Source organism: Paenibacillus sp. NFR01, from assembly GCF_900111565.1.
Lineage (GTDB): Bacteria > Bacillota > Bacilli > Paenibacillales > Paenibacillaceae > Paenibacillus_AQ.
In genome coordinates, this window is the sequence record NZ_FOIK01000002.1 from 741354 (window position 1) to 763352 (window position 21999).

Below are 21999 nucleotides of genomic sequence, written 5' to 3' on the forward strand. Positions count from 1 at the left end.
AATCTCTGTTTCATCTTAATTCCTATAAAACTTATCTGAATTATATTTTTTAGTTGACACCCTATGTTAACCTGGGTAATATGAAGCTTAACCGCAAAACATTTCGAATCCACTGGACCGCCGGAGATTCAACATTAGGGACAATTTACGTACCTGAAGTTGGATCTTTTTTTGTTGTCCGAATTTCAGGAGGGATGCCCCGATAAGCAATGAACCAGTCTTCTTTTGCTGCTTCGCCAAGTTCCGAAACTCCACAACGACAGCTTAGCCCGGATGCGTGAAGACGCCGGGGGGCCAACAGAAAAGGATGGGATGTACTCATGAAAAAATGGACGTTTTCCATTGCTGCGGGGGCGATCGTTTTCGCAGGACTCACGTATGTAGCGGTGACGACGGGCGGCAGCGCGTCCGGCACCGAAGCTCTTTCGGGCCAGGTTGCGGCGGCCGCTGCAGCCGCAACGGCCAGCACGGTCGCCGCGGCAGCGCCGGTGACCGCTGAAGCGGCACCGGCTGTGCAAGCCGCCGTGCCGGAGGCCACCGCTGCGCCAGAGGCGGCGCAGCCGGAAACGGCGGCCGTGGCGGCGGCAGAGCCTGCCGCTTCGGCCGCACCTGAAGCCGCCGCGGTCACGGCGGCTGGGGAGGCTGCTCCGGCGGCGAGCCAGCCGGAGCCAACCGCGGCGCCGAAGGCGGCCGCCAGCGAGGCGAAGAGCAGCGCCGCCTCGCCGAAAGTTGCCGCGGCTGCGCAGGCGGCAAAGCCGCAGGCGACGGCTGCGCAGGCGCCAGTGAAGGCGGCGGTGACTACGGCTTCGGCAGCCGCTACAGCGGCGCCGAAGAGCGAAACGCCTAGCCAGCCGAAAGCGACAGCCGCGCCGGCTGCGACGGCCAAAGCCGTCACCTTTACAACGACCGAAGTTGTAAAGGCGAAGGCAACCGCAGCCCCGGCGGCGGCAAGCGTATCCGCGCCGGCACAGTCCAATCCGACGCCGGCTTCCAGCGCCGAAGAGGATTGCCCGGAATAAACTCTTCCCCGATTGGCCGATGATGCCGATGATGCCATGATCCGAATCCCTTCCTATTCGGCGGCTCCAGCGAGCCGCTGCCTTTTTCTTTCCTGATCTTATTCCATCCTATAAACCGAGGTGTAGTTGATGATTAGACCTTTACAACCTAAACGAACGTTGTCCTTCCTGCTGGCGTTGGCCCTGTTCATTCTGCCCGCGCTGACCAGCGGTACGGCGGCGGCCGAAGCTTCCGGCGGATTCGCAACCGGCTCACCGGCCTCCCCGGCCGACCATTTTGATTATTTCAGCCATGTATATCCGAACCTGAACGATCCGAACCATGTGCTCAAAACGGCAACGTATGAAGATATCGTGCATCTGTTCGAGAGCGAAGGCAATTTCGCCGTCCTCATCGGCGGTTCCTGGAGCGCTAACGCTCAGGCCGACATCGGGTACATCAACGAGGTTGCCAAGCAATACGGCGTTTCGACGATCTATAATTTCGACACGAAGCTGGACGGCGAAAGCCTCGACATTGCCGACAGCAGCAGCCCTTATGCCTACAAATATGTAGACCTTGTCAACAAATATTTGAAGAATCTGAATCTTTACGATAAAGCCGATGCTGCCCATAACGTAAGCTACGTCAACAAATCAGGCGAGACGGTGAGCGCCAACAAGGTTGAAGCACCCTTCCTGTTCATTTACAACAAAGACCATGTCGATGCCGGAGGCAACAAAGCCCCGATTGTCGCTTATCTGAACGAAAGCAAATCCGCAGCGGACTTGCAGACCGGCGGCGTGCTTGACTCGGCAAAAGTTGATGCATATAAGGCACAACTGCAAGCTGTATTTTCCACAGTAAATTCTTATAACACTTATAATGAATCGAATTATATTAAAACATCTTTCAACGTCAACTACGCCGGGGAGAATGCAGGCAAACCGCTCATCTTCACGGAGGGCGACGAACCGCTCGTGCTGGAGCATGTTACATACCATCAGCTCAAGCAGATTCTCGCGAGCGACGGTAATTATGTATTCCTGTTCGGGGGCTCCTGGTGCCCGAATACCCAAGCCATCATTAAATACGTCAATGAATATGCAAAGAAGAACAACGTGGATAAAATCTACTTCTTCGACACCAAGCTGGACGCAGGGCTGATCGTCGGCGATCCGGCCAACAACAGCGGCACGAACAGCAAAACGAATCCCCACAATAACAATGAGCTGCAAATCCGTACGACCAATCATCCTTATGCAAATCTGTACGTCGATCTAGTGAAAACATACTTAACCAATATCAAAACAGAAAACAATACTGCCGCCAAACCTTCCGTCATCAGCTATGTAGATGCAAACGGCAGTACCGTAACCGGGGACCGGTTGCAGGTTCCATACCTTTTCGCCTATAACAAAAACAATGTCGATGCAAACGGTCAACCGGCGCCCATTCTGGGCCATGTGGAACTGATGTACTCCTGGACTAATATCCAGCCTGATTACGTAAGTACCGGTTATACAGACGGCGCCAGATATACCAATGCAATTAATGCCTTGAATTCTCTTTATTCCCGTCTGGAGGCTGTACCGTCCAGATTAACCGGCGTGGCTCCGACCGCTGCCGGCGCACAGGACGGACAAATCGCCGGAACTGCGGGCAAAGCGCTTGAATACCGCAGTGTAACTTCTGCAGTGTACCAACCGGTTAATTCCGGATCCATCACCGGTCTTGCACCGGGTGCCTATGTTGTGCGCTACGCTTCCAAGGCAGGATATCAAGGTCCGACAACCGCTGCCGGCGCGACTGCAATCCCTTACCCGGCCGGTCAATCCGTAACGATTACCGTTCCCGATTATGTCACTTTTGCCGATGTCGCAGCCTCTTCCTGGTACAATGATGCCGTCGGTTATCTGGCAGCACGCAGCATCGCCACCGGAACGGACGGCACGCATTTCGCGCCGAATGCCCCGGTTACCCGCGGCCAGTTCACGGTCCTGCTGCTGAAAGCCCTCGGCATCGCGCCGGAAGCGGCAGGCGCGGATAACTTCGCCGATGCCGGTACGGGTTACTACAGCGGCTATCTCGCCGCTGCGAAGAAGCTCGGCATCGCCACCGGTTCCGGCAGCAACCAGTTCCTGCCGGAGCAAAGCCTTACGCGCGAAGAGCTGTTCACCCTGCTCTACCGCGCGCTGAATGCACTGGGCCAGCTTCCGGCCCAGCAGACCGGTACCGGATTGTCCGGCTACAGCGATGCCGGACAGTTCGCCGCCTTTGCGCAGGAGGCTGTGCAAGCCTTGAGCGCAAGCGGCATCGTTCAAGGCAACGGCGGCAAGCTGGAGCCGAAAGCTCTAACGACGCGGGCCCAAGCGGCTCAGGTCCTCTACAACCTGCTGTCCCGTTCGTAACCCGTAAAACGAAACATCCCCTCCAAGTCCACGGTGGCTTGAAGGGGATGTTTTATATTTTGTGCATATATGCGGCGGCTCTGCCTATCCTTAAATCATCCCGCCGGCTTCCTCAATAAGGGATAACGCCTGATGAAAATCCGCCTCATCGATGACTACGGTCAAAAGCACGTTGCGGCCTGTCGGTCCGCCGGCTCCACCGTCGCTCATTCCGCTGGCGCTGGGATCAGCCGCCGCCATTACGCCGGCGTCGGGATGCCCGGTGGCCGCCGTTCCCAGCGTCGTGAGCTGGCCATTGGCGGGAATATAGGCATCATTGAATCCTCCGCTGTATCTGCTGAAGTAGTCGATGGACATGTCGGCGACGCGCATGGACTCCAGTCTGCGGGAGACGCTCTGCGCTTCTTCCGGGCTTTTAAAGTATGCTAATATATTTTTTTCGGTCATGGAGTGTAGTCCTCTCTATATAAGACTGGGTGTATTGCCCTTCTCCATTGTAGCGTGCGCCCGACCGCCCAATTTTATCCGCAGCTGGGTTGCTCTCTCGTTTCTTTTTTGTTTTTCCGGCTATATCCTTGCGTTATTGCCTATCCAGCACAAGCTCCAGCCGCACTTCCAAATCGTTTTCGGTATCCAGCACGATGGAATGCGGGTTGGTCATGCCGAAATCGGCAAAGGTCACGACTGTCGTACCTGATAACATCAGCTGTCCGGCGCTGTATACCGCCTGCGATTGGAACGTAACCTCCTTTTCAATGCCTTTGACCGTCAGCGTCCCTTTCATTTCCACCGGAACCGCCGTTCCTTCCGTCCACTCCGCCGGCAGTGCCGAGAAGGAAGTAGCCATAAATTCGGCCTGCGGGAATTGTGCGACATCCAGGAAGTCACCGCTCTTCACGTGCTCGTCCCGCTGGCCGTTGCCGGAATCAAGCGTGGTCATGTCGATGGTTCCTTCGCCGTTCATCGCGGCCGCGTCCTCCAGATTGACCTCCCAGCTTCCATCTACCGAAGGGTCCACGAAGTTGACGGTTTCCTTGGAGGTAGTGACAGACCAGTACACTTTGGAGGCATCCGTGATCGACCAGCTTCCGTTTAGCTGATCCCCGGTGACCGGCGCTGCCGCCGCATTTGCCGTATTTATTCCTGCCGCCCCTGTGCTGCTGTTGTTTGCCGACTGTTCAGGGATGACCGACTCGATCTCCACATTATTCCCCAAACTATTGTTAAGCAAAATAAAAGCGGCAACGGCACCCGCAGCCACAACAACCGCGGCGCTCCACACCCAGGTACTCTTCTTCATTTGCATTCCCTCCATCCGGATTTGTAGTTTATCTCTCTGGCTTGGCCCCATTCTAGCAAAGCAATGTGTCGGGAAGAAGTCGAAGCGGCAGGACGGACAATGTGGTAAAATGACCATAATTTTAACTATCGTCTGCTGTAAAGGGCAAGGAGGCTCCACCCATGAAATCGATTCTGCTCGTTGAAGATGAAGAAGCCATCGCCCGCGTGCTCACCGCTTATTTGCGGAAAGCCGGCTTTCAGGTAACCCGCGCCGCCGACGGGCAAGCCGCGCTTGAGGCTTTCGAAACATCGCCGCCTTCGCTGATTCTGCTCGACATTATGCTGCCGAACATCGACGGCTTCGAGCTGCTGCACCTGATCCGTGAAAAAAGCAGATGCCCGATCATCATGCTGACCGCCAGAGACGGCATCAAGGACCGTCTGGCCGGACTGGACGGCGGCGCCGATGACTATATGTCCAAGCCGTTCGTGCCGGAAGAAGTGGTGGCCCGCGTTCACGCCGTGTTGCGCCGGCCTTCCTATTGGTCCGACGGCAGCGGCAAGCGCCATTTCGGCAGCCTGCTCGTCGATTTTGCCGCGCGCCACGTGTTCCTGAATCATGCCGAGGTGAACTTAAGCCCGCGGGAGATGTCGGTGCTGCTGTTCCTCGCGGAGCGGCCGAACCAAATCTGTACGCGGGAGCAGCTGATCGAGCGGGTATGGGAGATGGATTACGAAGGGAGTGACCGCGCGGTGGATTTATCGATCAAAAGATTGCGCCAAGCCTTGCAGCACTGGCCGGCGGACGAGGGCGAGATCCGCACCCTGCGCGGGATCGGGTACCAGCTATGGACCGAATGAAGCAGCCGCGTGCCCGGACCTCCATCCTTGCCTACTGGACGCTTCGGTACCTGCTCATCATCAGCGTCGGCCTGCTGCTGACGGCGCTTGTTACCTTCTGGTGGATTCAGCAGGAGGCGATGAATAACCGAATGCAGACCACCGGCCTGCTAGCCCAGGAGATCGCCGACCGCAGCGTCAATGCCGCCGGGAACCTGGAGATCAGCCCTGCGCTCGGAGCGCTGATTGAAGACCGCAAACGCTTTTTCAAGCTGACGGTGGAGATGTGCGTCATTGTGACCGACAATTCCGGGAAGCTGCTGTTCTCGCAGCCGGAGCTGAGCGACGCCGAGATGCGCTTCAAGCTCAACGACAGCCTGAACGCTCCGCGCAGCCCGGAGTTCAAGGCCGCTTCCGCGCTGATTCAAACCGGCGGCAAGAAGCTGGGCAACGTGCTGGTGCTGCAGTCCAAACGTTCGCTGCGCCATATTCCGCAGGAAGAGATCACGTTCTTCGCTATTTTGATCGGTTTCCTGATCCTGCTCAGCTGGCTGACGATTTATCTGCTCGCGGGCAAACTGGCCAAACCGATTCAGCGGGTAGCCGCGGCCGCTGCACAGGTCAGCGACGGGGATTACAATATCAGTCTCGGTACCGGCGCCAAGGAACGGGAGATTCACGAGCTGCTGCTATCGTTCGAAGAGATGACGGCAAAGCTGCGGCAATTCGAGCAATCCCGGGCCGTCATGCTGGCCGGCGTGTCCCACGAGCTCAAAACGCCGGTTACTTCGATCAAAGGATTGGTTCATGCGGTACGCGAAGGGGTAGTCGAAGGCGGGGAAGCGGAAGAATTCCTGGACATTGCCTTGCTGGAGGCGGAGCGGCTGCAGCGCATGGTCGCTGATCTGCTCGACTACAACGCGCTCGCCGCCGGCATTGTTCCGATCAGCCACGACCGGCTGGAGCTGGGTCCGCTGCTGGAGGAAATCCTCTATCAATGGAGACTAACCCAGGAGGCTGCCGTGGAAGAGCCGGTGCTGCGCTTGCCTAAGGCTCCGCTGGCGGTCCGCGGCGATCCGCTGCGCATCCAGCAGATTGTTGTCAACCTGCTGAACAACAGCTTGCAGGCCAAGCCCCCCGGACAGAGCTTACACCTGACCCTAACCCTGACGGCCGATTCCCGGGGCGATGCAGAAATCTGTATCACAGATAATGGACCGGGCATTGCGCCGGAGATCCGTAACCAGGTATTCGAGGCCTTTTTCCGCAGCGGCGGCAAACAAAGCACGCTGCGCGGCCTGGGTCTCGGCCTGACGTTCAGCCGGCTGCTGGCCGAAGCCATGGGCGGCAGCCTGACGCTGGGCGATCCGGAGGGAGACGGCTGTACCTTCATCCTGACGCTGTCGCGCTGGACGTAGCGGCAGCGGCGTTCTGCAACAACGTTCCTCACAGCAAAAATCCCCCTCAACTCAGCCCATGGGCTTGATTTAAGGGGGATTTTGCATGACGTTAACGATAGGATAAACCGGTCCGCCGGTTCGCCAGCCTGGAGATTGCCATCCAGATTGACCCGATCAGCAGCAGCTCGAATATATTCGTTATTGCAGAGCTTTCGAGATCAAACGGGATCAGGCTTCCGGCAATCATCAGCAGCGAACCCCAGAATAATACCGGGGTTACTTTGCGTTTCCACAGAATGATCCCCGCCGCGAACAGCGGGATCATAACGAGGATGAACATCAGGGGCGGGCCTGAAGCCTCTTCTGCAGGCACATAACGGAGCGCTCCGTATTCCCGCACCGGCTCCAGCACAAGGCTCAGCGTCTGTTTGGCCAGCTCCAACAGGATCAGCGCCGCCGTGTACAGGACAAACATCCATCCGGCCAGCGGCTTTTGAGCCCATGGACTCCCGGCTTGGCGAATCAGGTCCAAGGAGATCCACGCCAGCAGCGGCGTACAGAACGCATGCAGCCAAAACCGCACCACGTTCAGCCCTTTAAGCAGCTCGCCTTCATCAAGCGTGGTTCCCAAGGCCATAATGCCGTTATCCCAGACCAGCGCCGCAGTCAGCAGGAATAGCAAATACCGCGGTCCATGTCTATCCTCCCGCTTCCATAATGCAAAACCGTAGATCAGCAGCAGCAGATACAGCACGGCAATTACGGCGTAAATTAAAGTATCCAAGTGCGATCCCTCCTTACGCTACATTACCCTCTATGGGCCCGGTATTTACTTTAGGCCCGAAAAAAAGTAAGGTATAGTAGGTATCATTCAGGAAAGAGAGCCTGGCTTCGAGGCTCTTTTTATTTTATATAGGAGGTACTATGGAACAACAAGCCATTGCTGCTATCATTATTTTTCTAGTCGTCTATGCACTGATCATTTCCGAAAAAATCCACCGGACGATTCTGGCGATGTTGGGCGCCGTTTTGATGGTCGTGGCCGGTATTGTCGATCAGGAAACCGCGTTGCATCATATCGATTTCAATACCATCGGGTTACTGGTCGGAATGATGATTATCGTCGGGGTCACCGCCGAGACGGGGCTATTCAAATATGTGGCCTTAAAGGCCGCCAAATGGGCAAAAGGAAAGCCGACGCGTATTATGATTGCCCTAATGCTCATTACGGCTGTGGGCTCCGCGTTTCTGGATAATGTTACGACCGTTCTCCTGATTGCGCCGGTTACCTTCAGCATCACCAGACAGCTCCGGATCAATCCCGTGCCTTTTCTTATAACGCAGATTATAGCCTCGAATGTGGGCGGCACGGCCACTCTGATCGGCGATCCTCCTAATATCATGATCGGAAGCGCGGTCAAAGAGCTGACCTTCCTTGCCTTCATCAACAATTTAACGCCGGTGATCATCATCATTCTGCTGGCCTACCTGCCCCTCTTTATTCTGATGTTCCGGAAGCAGATCCAATCGAAGCCTGAATATCAGCAGAGCTTGATGGAGATGGATGAATCCGCCCTCATCACCGACCGGAGATTGTTGGCAAAATGTCTTGCGGTGCTCGCCGTCACGATTGCCGGCTTTTTCCTGCATCAGAGCCTGCACCTGGAGTCCGCCACTGTAGCGCTCAGCGGGGCCTTTTTGCTGCTGCTGTTAACAGGCGAGCCTCTGCTTGAAAAGGCGTTTCGCAGCGTGGAGTGGATTACGATTTTCTTCTTTATCGGATTGTTCGTGCTCGTATCCGGGCTGGTTGAAACCGGAGTCATCGCCAAATTGGCCGAAAAAGCAATCGAGGTGACTGGAGGAAACATGTTTGCCACCTCAATGCTTATTCTTTGGCTAAGCGCTATCGCTTCCGCTTTCCTGGACAATATTCCTTTTGTAGCAACAATGATTCCCCTGATTCAGGATATGGGAAACATGGGGATCAGCAATCTTGAACCGTTGTGGTGGAGCCTTGCTTTGGGCGCCTGTCTAGGCGGAAACGGCACGCTCATTGGCGCGAGCGCTAACTTGATTGTAGCGGGACTGTCAGGCAAGGAAGGATACCCCATCACTTTTCTGAAATACCTGAAATACGGCTTTCCACTAATGATTCTCTCGATATTGCTGTCAAGCGTCTACATCTACCTGCGCTATCTGATGTAAAAAAAGGAGGTCCCTATGATTAAATATACCTACGACCGGCGGATTCTCTCCATTCAGGAAACGGCAGCCGGAAGAGACGTTGAATTCCAGATCGAGTTCCATGAAGACAACGGCCTGGAGGCCGGGCTTCTGGATATCCAGCGCCAATTTGACAATAACGAGGTTATAACGGATGTGATGTTCTACTCTTATCCCCATAGGAAGCATCTGGTCGTTGTCAGACAGGATTTTTACATTGATTTTGTTCTTGCGTTGATGAAACAACGCTTGTTATTGAGCGTGCAATGGGAATAGCCCGCGGAGTGTTTGTGTAACGCAGGCCAAAAAGCCAAACCTGCCCGGGTGGCCTACCTCCGTCATCGCCAAGTGTCCAAGCTCAAACGCGGTGAGCCGCCGTCAAACGCCGCGATAATGCGTAACGCGGGCAGGAAGCGCTCCCCGCAGCTTTATTCCTTGCGCCGCACCGGAATCCATACTTCGCATACCGACTCAGACTTAGCCTCGTCCAGCCAGCGGTATTTTTCCAGGCAAGGCCCTTCTGCCTGTTCGAAATTCGTCGAAGGGAACCACTCCGCATAAATCCGTCTCCATACATTGATGATCTCGAGTCCAATTTCGGAATCTTCCGGAATCGTCTCCCGGCTGTCGAATACGGCGTAGGTTTGGGCAGGTATGGCAAGCACCGTTAAATCCCCGGGAACTTCCGTACCTACAGGCACCGGATATCCCATCATGTACCGCTTGGAACCGTCTTCCGCAAAGTCAAAATGGTAGCCGTTCAGCAGCGATCCATGCGGGCGGCCAACGGCCTCGTTGATCCGGTTATGCGTGCCGTCGGTCCAGATCTTCTCCACAAAAGCCGGAATCTCGCGGGCATGCTCCTTCTCCAGAATGACCTCCTTGCCAATGGCCTTCGTTTCCTCTTCTTGCACCAACCGATAATTCATTTCAGTCTCCCCTTTAATCTGAAGTTGAAAGGAGATCCGGGGAAAAGCTTTCAGACGCACATTTTCTCTGCGCGCTGCAAGCGGCGTAACCCCATGCACCCGTTGGAACGCTTTGGTGAACGCCTCGGGGCTGTCATAGCCGTACTTGAGCGCAATATCAATGACCTTGGCGGTTGTCCCAGTCAGCTCTTCCGCCGCCAGCGTAAGCCTGCGATTGCGGATATATTCCGACACCGTAAATCCGGTCAGGGCGTGGAACATCCGCTGGAAATGATATTTAGACGACAATGCCGCCCGTGCGATTTCATCCATGACCATTCCGGACTGCAAATGCTCTTCGATATAATCAATGGCCTGCCGCAGCTTGGCTTAATGCTTCCATTCCCCACCACTCCTCTCTCCACCAGTGTAAAGGCAGGCTGCATCCGATTCCTGTTCGGACGTGCTTTCATTTGTCCGTCCTCATAACACCGCTGTTCAAAAAATGCTACACTAGTTCCAACTTAAACTTTCAAAGGTGATTCCATTGTTCAGACAAATATCGCTGCTTGCAGCTTCGGCCCTCGCTCTGTCCATCTGCGGATGCAGCGCCTCCAACCTAACCGGTAGCGGGAATGCAGCGTCTACGGCGAACCCGGTTCAAACGTCCCTTGCTCAGCCGACGGCAGCAACCGCTACGCCAGCCCCTTCCTCTGCCGAACAATTAACCGGAACGGCGACGGCGGAAGCGGCCGCGAAGGCTTCTTTGGCCGCATCGGATATCCAGGATATTTTGCAGGACGATCTCCGTGAACTGCTCAACGCATTCAAGGGACAATATATCTGGCAGACCGCGGATGTGCCTTGGTCCGAGCTGTCGTTCCGCGCGGTGAATCTGCCGAAATACGGCTTGAGCGCGCTTTTTTATGACCAGTCGCCATTGTCCCGGCCGTTCGCCGTGATTCTGCATCCGGAGCTGTCGCAGACGCCGCTGCCCGGTCTGGGCGGAGTTTCCGCAGATGCCGACTTTGCGGCCAACGCCAAACGCCAGCCGAATGCGACGGTTGAGGATACGTGGGTGGCCGAACGGGCCAATACTGCGCGTAAGCTCAGCTATGTAACGGGGGAGCTGAACGTCAGCTATATTTCCGCTTCCCGCCAGGGCGATCCGCCGTTCTTTTATATCCGGCTCGATGAATCCTTCCTTTCGCAAGGGCAAGACGCCCACCAACCTGTCTATAATAAGGATCAGGCCTTCGACCTGCTGGATCAGCGGATGCCGGATATCAAAAGCAATTTCAGCTTCACCGGGCTGGTGAATGACGGCGACTTCACGTTCACCAGTTTTTCGCAAGGCGTAGGCGAGACGGTTACGTATATCGTGGACCATGATACCGGCAATGTCTTCGATGACGTGAGCGGGTTCAGCCTGGATAATCTGTACATGGCAGACGGGATGCAGATTCTGATGCCAGATGATATGATCAGCCGGTTGAAGCGCATAGCGGGCTACAAAGATTACGACATACAATTTTACGGGGCCGAACGAGGAATGTACCTGCTAGACTTTTACCGAAACGGCGCACTTGAGAAACGTTATAAAGCCGACCCTGTAAGCGGCGATCTGCTTGAAAATACCGAAACCCGCTCCCTGGTCGTAAACGTACGTGGGCAGAAATGACTTCTTACGCGAAACCGTGCAGGCGGCAAAGCTCATTTCCTCCCAGCCGTCGAGCACAAATCCGCACTGCACAAACAAATGGATGTAGAGTGAAAAGAAATCCGGATACGTACAAGTTCATTTTATCTAAAACGATGTCAGTATTGTCTATCCTATTTGGCACAGCCCGATGGAGGCCATCCGCGGGCTGGGAACGGGCCGGAAGTGCTAAGGCTTCCTTGGAGCATTGAAGCGTGGCAGCAGACACAAACGGAAGGACCCATCTACAGATGAAGCTGTCGATGGGTCCTTTGCTGACTTTCTTATTAAACCGTCTTCTCCCGCAGCTCCGCGTTCAGCAGCTCCGCTTTGCGCAGCGCCTCGCGATCTTCGAGAACCGCACCCGGATGATGACCTTCACCGAGGATGTAGCCCCCGTAGGTCGCGCCGAAGAATTCGAAAATATGCTGGAATTGCAGCACCAGCGGCAGCCCTTTGATCAGCGGCTTATTCCCGCCTACCGCGATAACATAACCCGTCTTGTTCTTCATCTGCTCGCGGAAATGCGGACGCTCCGCATCCCGCAGCGTCTGGGACCAGCGGTCGATGAAATTCTTCATCAGCCCTGACATGCCGTACCAGTATATCGGCGTGGCGAATACAAGGATATCGCAGGCGACCATCCGGTCGATCAGCGCGTTGTAATCATCCCCGCGGTCATAAAAGCCGCTTTCGCTGTGGCGGAGATCCTCGATGACCTCCACCTTGTAGTCCTTGAGCTTAATCCGCTCAACGTCCAGACCGCGCAAGGCCAGTTCGGCCAGTTGCTCTGTATTGCCGTTTTCGCGCGTACCGCCATAGATTACTGCTATTTTCATCGTGAATTCTCCTTACCGTCCTCAAAAAGGATTGGTTGCAATCATACTCGCCGTCTTCACATACATACGCGGGTTAATCTTCAACTGATCAATGATAAATTCAGCAACATCCTCCGGCTGTACAAACTTGGAGTCGTTGTTTTCCTTGATCAGGTTCAGCTCCAGCGCCAGATCGGTCGCAATCGTGCTCGGCGTAAGTGCCGATACGCGGATATTGTTGCGGCGGACCTCCTGGGCCAGCGATTCGGTAAAGCCGATCACGGCAAACTTGGATGCGCTGTAGGCGCTCGACGTTGCTGCTCCGCTTAAGCCGTTGGTCGACGAAATATTGATGATGTCCCCGCCGTTTTTGGCGATAAGCTGCGGCAGAACCGCGCGGGTCACGTAATAGGTGCCCATTAGGTTCGTGTCGATCATGCCCTTCCATTCTTCCGGGTCCATCTCCAGCACCGTACCGAAGGTCGCGATGCCCGCATTGTTGATCAGGATGTCCGCTGGCCCGAGCTCCGCATTCAATTTTGCGATCGCTGCTTCTACCTGTTCTTTGGATGAAATATCGGCAACCGCATAGGCCACATTAACGCCCAATGCTTTAAGTTCAGCCGCCAGACCCTGCAGAGAAGCTTCCGTTCTCGCCAGCAAGCCGACATTTACGCCTTCCGTGGCCAATGCGACCGCTGTTGCCTTTCCGATGCCTCTTGCCGCTCCGGTTACAATTGCCGTTTTGCCTTTCAATGATTGTGCCATATGTAGCTGGCTCCCTCCATTTGGTCTTTGTCTTCCCATACATTATACTATGCCCGGAGGGACAAGGCTAAGCGTAGCAAGAGTACGTTTGATCGGTCAGCGTTTGCCGCCGCGCAGCGCATAGAGGACGAAGATCAGAATAAACCAGACCGGAGTAAAGAGTACCGCCGGACGCGTATCATCGGCAATCAGCATAATGACCAGAATGGCGGCAAACAAGGCTAGCACGATGTAGTTGACCGCCGGCGTGAACGGCGCTTTGAATTTGGACGCAGTCTGCAAAGCCGGCTGTTTTTTCTTATACAGAATATGGCTGACCAGCACGACGCCCCAGACCCAAATGAAGCAAATGGCACTGATCGTAGTCACCACGTCAAAAGCCCGGTCCGGAAGAAGCTTGCTCAGCAGCGCGCCGGCGGAAATGACCAACGTCGAGATCAGCAGCGAATTGCCCGGCACGTGATTGCGGTTCAGCTTGCCAAGCCGCGGCGAAGCCTGCTTATTGCGGCTCAAATTATACAAAATCCGGCTGGTCGAGAACATGCCGCTGTTGCAAGCGGAGGCCGCCGAGGTCAGAACGACGAAATTGATAACCCCTGCGGCGATCGGAATGCCGACCAGCGTGAAGGTTTTGACAAACGGGCTTTCTGCCGGGCTAAGCTCCGTCCACGGATTGATGCAGAGCAGAACGAACAACGCGCCGACATAGAAAAAGAGTATCCGCAGCGGAATTTTATTGATCGCCGACGGGATATTTTTCTCCGGATCCGCCGTTTCCGCCGCCGACACCCCGACCAGCTCCACGCCGACATAGGCAAATACAACCATCTGGAAGGAGAATAAAAACCCGGACACCCCGTTCGGGAAAATACCGCCATGCGACCATAGATTCCGTACCGTAACCGATCCGGCATCCGTCTTGAAGCCGATGATCAGCAGAACGACGCCCAGGCCGATCAGCGCCAGAATCGTAACCACCTTGATGAGCGCAAACCAGAATTCCAGTTCGCCGAAATTTTTTACCGTCATCAGATTAAGCGCCAGCAAAACGACCAGACAGACGACGGCCGGTACCCACTGCGGAATGTCAAACCAATACTGCACATATACGCCGACTGCGATGACATCGGCCATAGCCGTCATAATCCAGCAGAACCAGTAGGTCCAGCCGGTGACAAAAGCCACGCGAGGCCCCAAATAATCCTCCGCAATATCCGTAAACGACTGGTAGCCCGCTTTTGAGAGCAGCAGCTCCCCCAGCGCCCGCATTACGAAAAATACGGCAATCCCGACGATCAGATAAGTAAGCATGATGGAAGGCCCGGCCTTCTCAATCGCTCTACCCGACCCCAGAAAAAGTCCTGTGCCGATCGTGCCCCCGATTGCAATCAGCTGGACATGCCGGTTCGCGAGTTCCCGTTTTAATTCTGTCTGTGCCATACTTGTCTCCCCCTTAATGTGTGCGGTGCATGGATGAAAAAAAAAAAAAGAGACTGGATGTCATCCAGTCTCAGGGCACATAAGAATAGCAAATGATAGACCAGCCCTGCAGACACGGGTCCGCCTGGCTAATCCTGCATTCAATACTCTTCTGTCCTTTTGCCTGAGATTATGAACCCTTCGGCGCCGCGGTAATCCGCGGTCTCTCCAGAAGCTGCTCCGGCCATAGTGTGATCCATGACCATCATAGCTTGTGAAATATGAAATTGATTTCTTAACATATTACTTGGTATGTGAAGATTTGAACAGTGACAAAAATCAACAGTCAGCAAAAAGCGGACAGGCATCGGCCCATCCGCTTTCGTTTTAAGAAACCGCTTATTCTGAAAACTATTTGATGACGACGTAATCCAGGTTCACGAGTTTAGCGTAAGCGACGATTTGATCCGTAGTCAGGTTCAGGGATACGACCGTATGATGGCCGCCGCCGTTTTCGATCCAGGCTTTGACGCCGTCCTGGAAGTTCGGCTTCACTTGCCACAATACGCGGGCTACCGGCAGCTTAGGTGCCGGAACCGTTGGCTCGAACGCGGTTACTTCGTTGATCAGCAGCTTGTAGTGGGTACCGAAGTCAGCCATCGATACGACTACGCCTTCGCCGGCTTTGCCGTCGAATACGAGGCGGGCCGGATCTTCGCGGTCGCCGATGCCGAGCGGGGATACGAGCACCTTCGGTTTGTTGCTGGCCAGGCTCGGATCGACTTCAAGCATATGCGATTGCAGAATGGCTTCCTGTCCGGCGGCCATTTCATACGTATAATCTTCCATGAATCCGGTGTTTTGGTTATGGGACATCACTTTCAACAGACGGTCCAGGGCAGCCGTCTTCCAGTCGCCTTCGCCGGCAAAGCCGTAGCCTTGGGCCATCAGGCGTTGTACGGCCAGACCCGGAAGCTGCTTCATGCCGTGCAGATCTTCGAAGTTCGAAGTGAAGGCATTGTAGCCGCCTTTGTCGAGGAATTTCTTCAGGGCGATTTCGTAGCTGGCTTGAACTTTTACACTCGCTTCCCAAGCTTCTTTGCTGTAATCGCCGTAGTCGAAATCATACAGCTCGGCATATTCGGCGAACAAAGCGTCGATCTCTTCGGTGGTTACGGCGTTCACGTATGCCACCAGATCGCCGATGCCGAAGTAATCGACGGTCCAGCCGAACTGGATTTGGGCTTCGACTTTGTCGCCTTCGGTTACGCCGACATTGCGCATGTTGTCGCCAAAACGGGCCACTTTGATGTTGAAGCTTTCGTTATAGGCAACGGCTACGTCCATCCATTCGGCGATTTGCTTTTGCACTTCCGGACGTTCCCAGTAGCCGACAACCACTTTATTTTGCTTCTTGAGGCGGGCATTGATAAAGCCGTATTCGCGGTCGCCGTGGGCAGCCTGGTTCAGGTTCATGAAGTCCATGTCGATCGTTGCCCATGGGATGCTTTCGTTATATTGCGTAGCCAGGTGCAGCAGCGGCTTTTGCAGCAGCTTGGTGCCGCGGATCCACATTTTCGCCGGGGAGAAGGTGTGCATCCAGGTGATGACGCCGGCCACTTCGTCGCGGTAGTTGACTTCCTTCATGATCTTGGTGATTTTGTCTGCACTCACTGCCAGATCCTGCAGCACGAGCGGGTAAGGCAGAACGCCGCTTTGGTTCAGGGCGTCCGTCATTTCCTGGGCATGCGCTTTAACTTCGGCGAGCGCTTCTTCTCCGTACAGATGCTGCGAACCTACGACAAACCAGAACTCTTTCGCGATTGCTGTTGACATGTGGGGTTCCTCTTTTCGTGTTATGATGGTTGGATGAAATGACGGGTTAACTCGGCTCGGGCAGCACTGCGGGAATGTTTGGACTTTCGGCCGCTGTTGTATCCAGATTTCTTAATTAAATCCGCCATTGGCGGATGAAATCGTGAGACAGCAGACGCTTCCGATGCGAGCTTTCCTGCGGAAAGCTTTCAGGCGGTCGCTACCGCGCCTCCAGTTCCAAACTTCTCTCCGCGCCTTCGCGCCTTGTTAAGAAGCCATTTCATCTTTGGTTGGTAAAATATTATTTCTGCCCGTAGTAGGCGTCCTTGCCGTGCTTGCGCAGGTAATGCTTATCCAGGATGCGCTGCGGCAGCTCTTCGGCAAAATGATTCAGCTCGCGGGCGAACAGGTTCATCTTCGACACTTCCTCCAGCACGACGCTGTTCATCACCGCCGAATGGGCGTCCTTGCCCCAGGTGAACGGGGCATGGCCTTTCAGCAGCACGCCGGGAACCGCCATCACGTCCAGACCGCGCTGCTCGAAAGTCTCGATAATCACGCGGCCCGTCTCCGCTTCATAACCGCGGTCGATCTCTTCCTGGGTCAGGAAGCGGGTGCACGGCACGGCGCCGTAGAAGGTATCGGCATGGGTGGTGCCCATCACCGGCACATCCAGGCCGGCCTGCGCCCAGATTGTCGCCCATGTCGAATGCGTGTGCACAATGCCGCCGATTTCGGCGTAATGCTTGTAAAGCACCGCATGGGTCGGCGTATCGGAAGATGGGCGCATGTCGCCTTCCACCACGTTGCCGTCGAAATCGACGACGACCATGTCGCTCGGCTTCATTTTGTCGTAGCTGACGCCGCTTGGCTTGATGACGAACAGCCCGCTTTCGCGGTCCACCGCGCTCACATTGCCCCAAGTATATTTGACCAGTCCATGCTTCGGCAGGTCCAGATTGGCTTCATAGACCTCTTCTTTCAAACGCTCTAACATCTTATTCCCTCCAGTTCTCTACCAGGTGATCTACTGCGGCCTGCTCGATGGCCAAGCCTTTCACATATCGCTCCATAAACAGTTCGAAGCCTTGCACATCCGCGCTGTCCGGGCGGATTTCCTGACCTTCCGCATCTTTGAATACTGTATTCTCAAGGTAGTCGGCCAGCGGCTCCCCAGCGGCTTTGTCCGTCAGGTAAGCGGCGAGAATCGCCATGCCCCAGGCTCCGCCTTCGCCGGCGGTAGACATGACGGATACCGGAACGTTCAGCGCTGCGGCAACCATTTTTTGACCAACGAGCGGAGTCTTGAACAATCCCCCGTGGGCCAGGATGCTGTCGATGGCGACATCTTCCTTCTTGGTCAGGATGTCCATACCGATCTTTAGCGCCGCAAAAGCAGTGAAGAGATGCACGCGCATGAAGTTCGCCAGGTTAAACCGGCTTTCCGGCGAACGGACGAAGAGCGGGCGTCCTTTTTCGATGCCGGTAATATTCTCGCCGGAGAAATAGCCGTAGCTCAGCAGGCCGCCGCCGTCGGCGTCCGCTTCCAGCGCCTTATTGAACATGACGCTGAAGAGCTGCGCCGCATCCGCCTTTTGGCCCATCGCTTCATAAAACTCGCGGAACAAGCCCATCCAGGCGTTGATGTCGCTGGAGCAGTTGTTGGCATGCACCATCCCGACCGGGCTGCCGTCCGGCGTCGTCACCATATCGATTTCCGGATACACGGCGGTCAGGTCTTTTTCCAGGACGATCATGGCAAATACCGAGGTGCCTACCGAGATGTTGCCGGTCCGTTTGCGCACGCTGTTCGTGGCGACCATTCCGGTTCCGGCATCGCCCTCCGGCGGACACAGCACAATGCCCGGCTGCAAATCGCCCGAAGGGTCGAGAATCTTCGCTCCGGCTTCGGTCAATGCACCCGCTTGTTCGCCGGCGCTGTACACTTTCGGAAGGACTTCCGACAGCTTCCAAGGGTACCCCTTGCCGGCCACAAGCTCGTCAAACTGCTGCAGCATGGCTGCATTGTAATTCAGCGTAGCTTCGTCGATCGGGAACATGCCCGAAGCATCGCCGATGCCAAGCGCTTTATTGCCGGTCAGCAGCCAGTGGATATAGCCGGCCAGCGTTGTCACGTAATCGATCTGCGGCACATGCGGCTCTTCGTTCAGGATGGCCTGGTACACATGCGCGATGCTCCAGCGTTCCGGGATGTTGAACTCAAAAAGCTCCGTGAGCGCTTTGGCCGCGGCGCCGGTCGTGGCATTGCGCCAGGTCCGGAACGGCACCAGCAGTTCGCCTGCCTTGTCGAAGGCCATATATCCGTGCATCATGGCAGAGAAGCCGATCGAACCGACGGTTTGCAAAGTCACTCCGTATTTCCGCTGTACTTCTGCTTTCATTTCGCTGTAAGCGTCCTGCAGGCCTTTGATAATATCGGCCAGGTTGTATGTCCAGTAACCGCCGACCAGCAGATTCTCCCATTCATAGCTGCCCGAAGCAATCGTTTCAAACCGGCGGTCAATCAGCACCGCCTTGATACGTGTGGATCCAAATTCGATCCCAAGCGCCGTTTCCCCCTTGGTAATCGCCTGTGCAATGTTCTGATCCATGCTCACGTTACTCCCCTCTGTCCCTACTTTGTTAACGTCTAATATACATTAAGAAGGCGCTTTCCCTTATTGACAGCCCTAGTATATTTTTTGTTCGTACATTTGTCAACACACATTATAAGATATACCTACAAATATCATAATGATAAGTGGGCGGAATAACCCTCTAAACCCGAAGCTTCTTCATAAACTACCCGTCTAGTCCTGATTTTGGTTTCGAAATGCAGAAAAGATGTTACAAAACGCAGAATCATGTTAAAATATGTACATACAACTATTAACGGAACGACAATTCGTACTCGAACAAATGCGAAAGAGTGGGATCGATGAAACCAAAATATCAGGTCATCCTGGAAGAGATCAAAAGCGACATCCTCTCAGGGGCATACAGCGTAGGCGAACAGATTCCCACGGAATCCGCTTTACAGGATAAATATAACGTCAGCCGGCAAACGGTCCGCAAAGCCATTCTGGAGCTGTCGAACGACGGTTTCCTGCGGAGTGAAAAAGGCTCCGGCACCTATGTCAGCAACCAGTACCGCGCCAAATCCGGCGGCAATGCCAACAACCGGACGATCGGCGTCATTACGACGTACATCTCCGATTATATTTTTCCTTCCATTATCCGGGGGATTGAGGGCCGGCTGAACGAAGACAACTATTCGCTGCTGCTGGCGAGCACCAACAACGATGTCGCCCAGGAGAAAAAGGCGCTGGAGATGATGCTCTCCTTCGGCGTCGACGGGCTGATTATCGAACCGACCAAAAGCAATCTGTACAACCCGAATATCGCCTACTATTTATCGTTCAAGGAACAGGATGTCCCGTTTATCATGATCAATGCTTATTATGAAGAACTGGAAGTGCCGTTTCTCTGCCTGGACGACGTGCAGTCCAGTTATCTGGCGACCCGCGAGCTAATTGCCAAAGGGCATACCCAGATTGGCATCATCGCCAAAATGGACGATTTGCAGGGCAAATACCGCATGAAAGGGTATATCAAGGCGCTCGGCGAAGCCAAACTGCGCTTTCATCCCGAGCAGGTGCTGTCCTTTGATACGGAATCGAAACAGGAGTTGTCGGCAAGCCTGAAGCATTTCCTTGAAGAGAATCGGGAGAATCTGACGGCTATTGTCTGTTACAACGACGAAGTCGGACTGGAAGTCGTCAACGTCTGCCGGCAGCTTGACCTCGCGGTTCCCGGAGATTTGTCCATCATCGGCCAGGATAATTCGTACATCGCCAAAAATGCCAACATCAAGCTGACGACGTTAACCCATCCGCAGGAGCAAATGGGCCGCGACGCCGCCGATTGGATCATTAAGAAGCTTCAAGGAAAAAAAGACCTGAAGAACAGCACCTACTATCAACCAATGCTGGTGGACGGGGAGACCGTAAAGGCGATGGAGTCCTGAACGCTTCCTGAAACCCGGCATAGAGGTGCTCACTCGTCCTCCCCGCAAAACCAAACCCCTTCCACATCCGGAAGGGGTTTAGTTTTTCATATGATAGGATGTTGTCTGCTGTACGCCATCATCTTCTCGGCCGCTGCGGCATACCCGCCCGCTTGCCAGAAGGTCTCTCCGACTTTGGCCGCGGCCGCCCTATACGAGGGTGAACGCAGCACCCGTTCGGCAGCATCGCGCAAATCGGCAGCGCTCAAGCCCTCCATCCGCAGCTCGATTCCCGCTCCGGACTCGGCGACCCGCCGGGCAATCAGCGGCTGGTCGGCGCTCTGCGGAAGGACGACGAGCGGGACGCCGTTATAAAGTGCTTCATGCACGCTGTTCATGCCGCCATGCGTGATAAAGAGCTTGGCTTGCTGCAGCACTTCCTTCTGCGGGACATAGCTTTTCACGATGAAGTTGTCCGGAATCCGCCCCAAATCGGCGGCCTGTACCTTGTTCCCGATCGCCAGAACCACTGTATGCCCTGAACCTCCGAATGCCGCGAAGCATAAACGGTAAAAGTCGGCTGCCTGATTGAAGACGGTACCCAGCGAGATATAGATTGGGTTATCCGCGTGAAGAGCAGCCCCATCCACTTGGTCCTGCGTAATCCGCTTGCCGATGGAAGGTCCCACAAAGGCATAGTTTTCGCCAAAAGCCTCCCCATCCGGCTGAAATGCCCGGGTTGTATAGACGACCGTCAGCGGTGCGGGATTGCAAAAGACTTCATACGGCGAAGGAAAACGCACGCCGTAATTCGACTCTACCTGCTTAACCAAACGCCGGTATTCCGCCCATACGGCGTCGGCTTCTTCTTGGGGAGCATCCTGAAACGATCCTTCCAGCATACGCCTGAATTCCGGCTCCGTCTGGGCAAAGGAAGTACATGAACAGATGGCGGGAAGCTTCAAAATTTGCGCCAGCAGATATCCGCAGCCAAACATGGAGTCATGGATGAGATAATCGAAATGCTCTCCGGCAATCTGCTCCAGCACCCCGGGTATGACTACTTCCGCTGTCCGGAGCAGACCGTTGATCCGTTCCAGCGCATACCGTCTTCCGCCTGCGATAAACGCCTGTATGAACCGGTCCTCGTCAATTGTACGTACAACTGCCCCAGCCTGCTCCATCCGCTCGCGATAAGCCGGTATCGTAAAATAAACGACCTCTTCTCCTCGCGAGATTAACTCCGCAACTACGCCAACCGTCGGGTTCACATGCCCTTCCGAGCCGGCATTGACAAACAATACGCGCGCCACCCGATCCCTCCTTATTCGCTAGCTTGCCCACTCTTCCGCCCGAATTGTACACCTTTTCTTCCATAGAGTATATAAATGATGCAGAAAAGCACGAATACC

The 21999-nt window shown here is 54.9% G+C and carries 19 protein-coding genes and 1 riboswitch; of the genes, 8 read left to right on the forward strand and 11 right to left on the reverse strand.

Annotated elements, in window-relative coordinates; genetic code table 11:
• Window positions 1-320 precede the first annotated feature (320 nt).
• Both BMW84_RS14500 and BMW84_RS14505 read left to right on the forward strand, forming a co-directional pair.
• Window positions 321-1019 carry a hypothetical protein gene (locus BMW84_RS14500; protein WP_091069590.1) on the forward strand — a complete coding sequence of 233 codons (699 nt, stop codon included), beginning with the start codon at window positions 321-323 and terminating at the stop codon, window positions 1017-1019.
• A 129-nt stretch (window positions 1020-1148) separates the two neighbouring features.
• Window positions 1149-3410: an S-layer homology domain-containing protein gene (locus BMW84_RS14505; RefSeq protein WP_091069592.1), complete on the forward strand. Its 2262-nt coding sequence runs from the start codon at window positions 1149-1151 to the stop codon at window positions 3408-3410.
• Window positions 3411-3500: 90 nt separating this feature from the next.
• Here BMW84_RS14505 and BMW84_RS14510 read toward each other — a convergent pair whose 3' ends face one another.
• Together BMW84_RS14510 and BMW84_RS14515 are read right to left on the reverse strand one after the other, a co-directional pair.
• Window positions 3501-3857 carry a hypothetical protein gene (locus BMW84_RS14510; RefSeq protein ID WP_091069594.1) on the reverse strand — a complete coding sequence of 119 codons (357 nt, stop codon included), beginning with the start codon at window positions 3855-3857 and terminating at the stop codon, window positions 3501-3503.
• Window positions 3858-3990: 133 nt separating this feature from the next.
• A complete protein-coding gene (locus tag BMW84_RS14515) occupies window positions 3991-4710 on the reverse strand; it encodes a YceI family protein (protein ID WP_091069595.1) in 720 nt (239 codons plus the stop codon).
• A 161-nt stretch (window positions 4711-4871) separates the two neighbouring features.
• Between BMW84_RS14515 and BMW84_RS14520 the strand changes: the two genes are divergently transcribed.
• Both BMW84_RS14520 and BMW84_RS14525 read left to right on the forward strand, forming a co-directional pair.
• A complete protein-coding gene (locus tag BMW84_RS14520; RefSeq protein WP_091069597.1) occupies window positions 4872-5552 on the forward strand; it encodes a response regulator transcription factor in 681 nt (226 codons plus the stop codon).
• Window positions 5540-6949, forward strand: a complete 1410-nt coding sequence (locus BMW84_RS14525) for a HAMP domain-containing sensor histidine kinase (RefSeq protein ID WP_091069599.1) — start codon at window positions 5540-5542, stop codon at window positions 6947-6949. The genes BMW84_RS14520 and BMW84_RS14525 overlap by 13 nt, the downstream gene beginning before the upstream one ends.
• 91 nt (window positions 6950-7040) lie before the next feature.
• Here the strand turns inward: BMW84_RS14525 and BMW84_RS14530 are convergent, their stop codons facing one another.
• Window positions 7041-7715, reverse strand: a complete 675-nt coding sequence (locus BMW84_RS14530) for a hypothetical protein (protein WP_091069600.1) — start codon at window positions 7713-7715, stop codon at window positions 7041-7043.
• 140 nt (window positions 7716-7855) lie between these two features.
• On the opposite strand from BMW84_RS14530, the gene BMW84_RS14535 reads away from it, so the two are divergent.
• Together BMW84_RS14535 and BMW84_RS14540 are read left to right on the forward strand one after the other, a co-directional pair.
• Window positions 7856-9136, forward strand: coding sequence for an ArsB/NhaD family transporter (locus BMW84_RS14535; RefSeq protein WP_091069602.1), 1281 nt, complete (start codon window positions 7856-7858; stop codon window positions 9134-9136).
• 15 nt (window positions 9137-9151) lie between these two features.
• A complete protein-coding gene (locus BMW84_RS14540) occupies window positions 9152-9430 on the forward strand; it encodes a hypothetical protein (RefSeq protein ID WP_091069603.1) in 279 nt (92 codons plus the stop codon).
• A gap of 152 nt (window positions 9431-9582) precedes the next feature.
• Here BMW84_RS14540 and BMW84_RS14545 read toward each other — a convergent pair whose 3' ends face one another.
• On the reverse strand, window positions 9583-10401 hold the full coding sequence (locus BMW84_RS14545; RefSeq protein ID WP_091069605.1) for an AraC family transcriptional regulator: 819 nt from the start codon (window positions 10399-10401) through the stop codon (window positions 9583-9585).
• Window positions 10402-10609: 208 nt separating this feature from the next.
• Here BMW84_RS14545 and BMW84_RS14550 point away from each other — a divergent pair, with 208 nt between their 5' ends.
• The gene (locus BMW84_RS14550) at window positions 10610-11743 is read left to right on the forward strand and encodes a hypothetical protein (protein ID WP_091069607.1); all 1134 of its coding nucleotides are present in this window, start codon (window positions 10610-10612) and stop codon (window positions 11741-11743) included.
• A gap of 305 nt (window positions 11744-12048) precedes the next feature.
• On the opposite strand, the gene BMW84_RS14555 is transcribed toward BMW84_RS14550, so the two are convergent.
• From BMW84_RS14555 to BMW84_RS14580, 6 genes are all read right to left on the reverse strand, one after another.
• Window positions 12049-12600, reverse strand: a complete 552-nt coding sequence (locus BMW84_RS14555) for a flavodoxin family protein (RefSeq protein WP_091069609.1) — start codon at window positions 12598-12600, stop codon at window positions 12049-12051.
• Between the two features lie 21 nt (window positions 12601-12621).
• A complete protein-coding gene (locus tag BMW84_RS14560; protein ID WP_091069611.1) occupies window positions 12622-13347 on the reverse strand; it encodes a 3-ketoacyl-ACP reductase in 726 nt (241 codons plus the stop codon).
• A gap of 96 nt (window positions 13348-13443) precedes the next feature.
• On the reverse strand, window positions 13444-14787 hold the full coding sequence (locus tag BMW84_RS14565; protein WP_091069612.1) for an amino acid permease: 1344 nt from the start codon (window positions 14785-14787) through the stop codon (window positions 13444-13446).
• Window positions 14788-14928: 141 nt separating this feature from the next.
• A riboswitch (glycine riboswitch) is annotated at window positions 14929-15008 on the reverse strand.
• 169 nt (window positions 15009-15177) lie between these two features.
• Window positions 15178-16602 carry an L-arabinose isomerase gene (gene araA / locus BMW84_RS14570; protein ID WP_091069614.1) on the reverse strand — a complete coding sequence of 475 codons (1425 nt, stop codon included), beginning with the start codon at window positions 16600-16602 and terminating at the stop codon, window positions 15178-15180.
• Window positions 16603-16882: 280 nt separating this feature from the next.
• Window positions 16883-17578 carry an L-ribulose-5-phosphate 4-epimerase gene (locus BMW84_RS14575; protein ID WP_091069615.1) on the reverse strand — a complete coding sequence of 232 codons (696 nt, stop codon included), beginning with the start codon at window positions 17576-17578 and terminating at the stop codon, window positions 16883-16885.
• Window position 17579: 1 nt separating this feature from the next.
• Entirely contained in the window at window positions 17580-19193 is a 1614-nt protein-coding gene (locus BMW84_RS14580; RefSeq protein ID WP_091069617.1) for a xylulokinase, read from the reverse strand.
• A gap of 326 nt (window positions 19194-19519) precedes the next feature.
• On the opposite strand from BMW84_RS14580, the gene BMW84_RS14585 reads away from it, so the two are divergent.
• Complete coding sequence (locus tag BMW84_RS14585) at window positions 19520-20608, forward strand: GntR family transcriptional regulator (protein WP_091069619.1); 1089 nt, start codon at window positions 19520-19522, stop codon at window positions 20606-20608.
• A gap of 86 nt (window positions 20609-20694) precedes the next feature.
• Here BMW84_RS14585 and BMW84_RS14590 read toward each other — a convergent pair whose 3' ends face one another.
• Window positions 20695-21900 carry a macrolide family glycosyltransferase gene (locus BMW84_RS14590; RefSeq protein ID WP_091069620.1) on the reverse strand — a complete coding sequence of 402 codons (1206 nt, stop codon included), beginning with the start codon at window positions 21898-21900 and terminating at the stop codon, window positions 20695-20697.
• Between the last annotated feature and the right edge of the window lie 99 nt (window positions 21901-21999).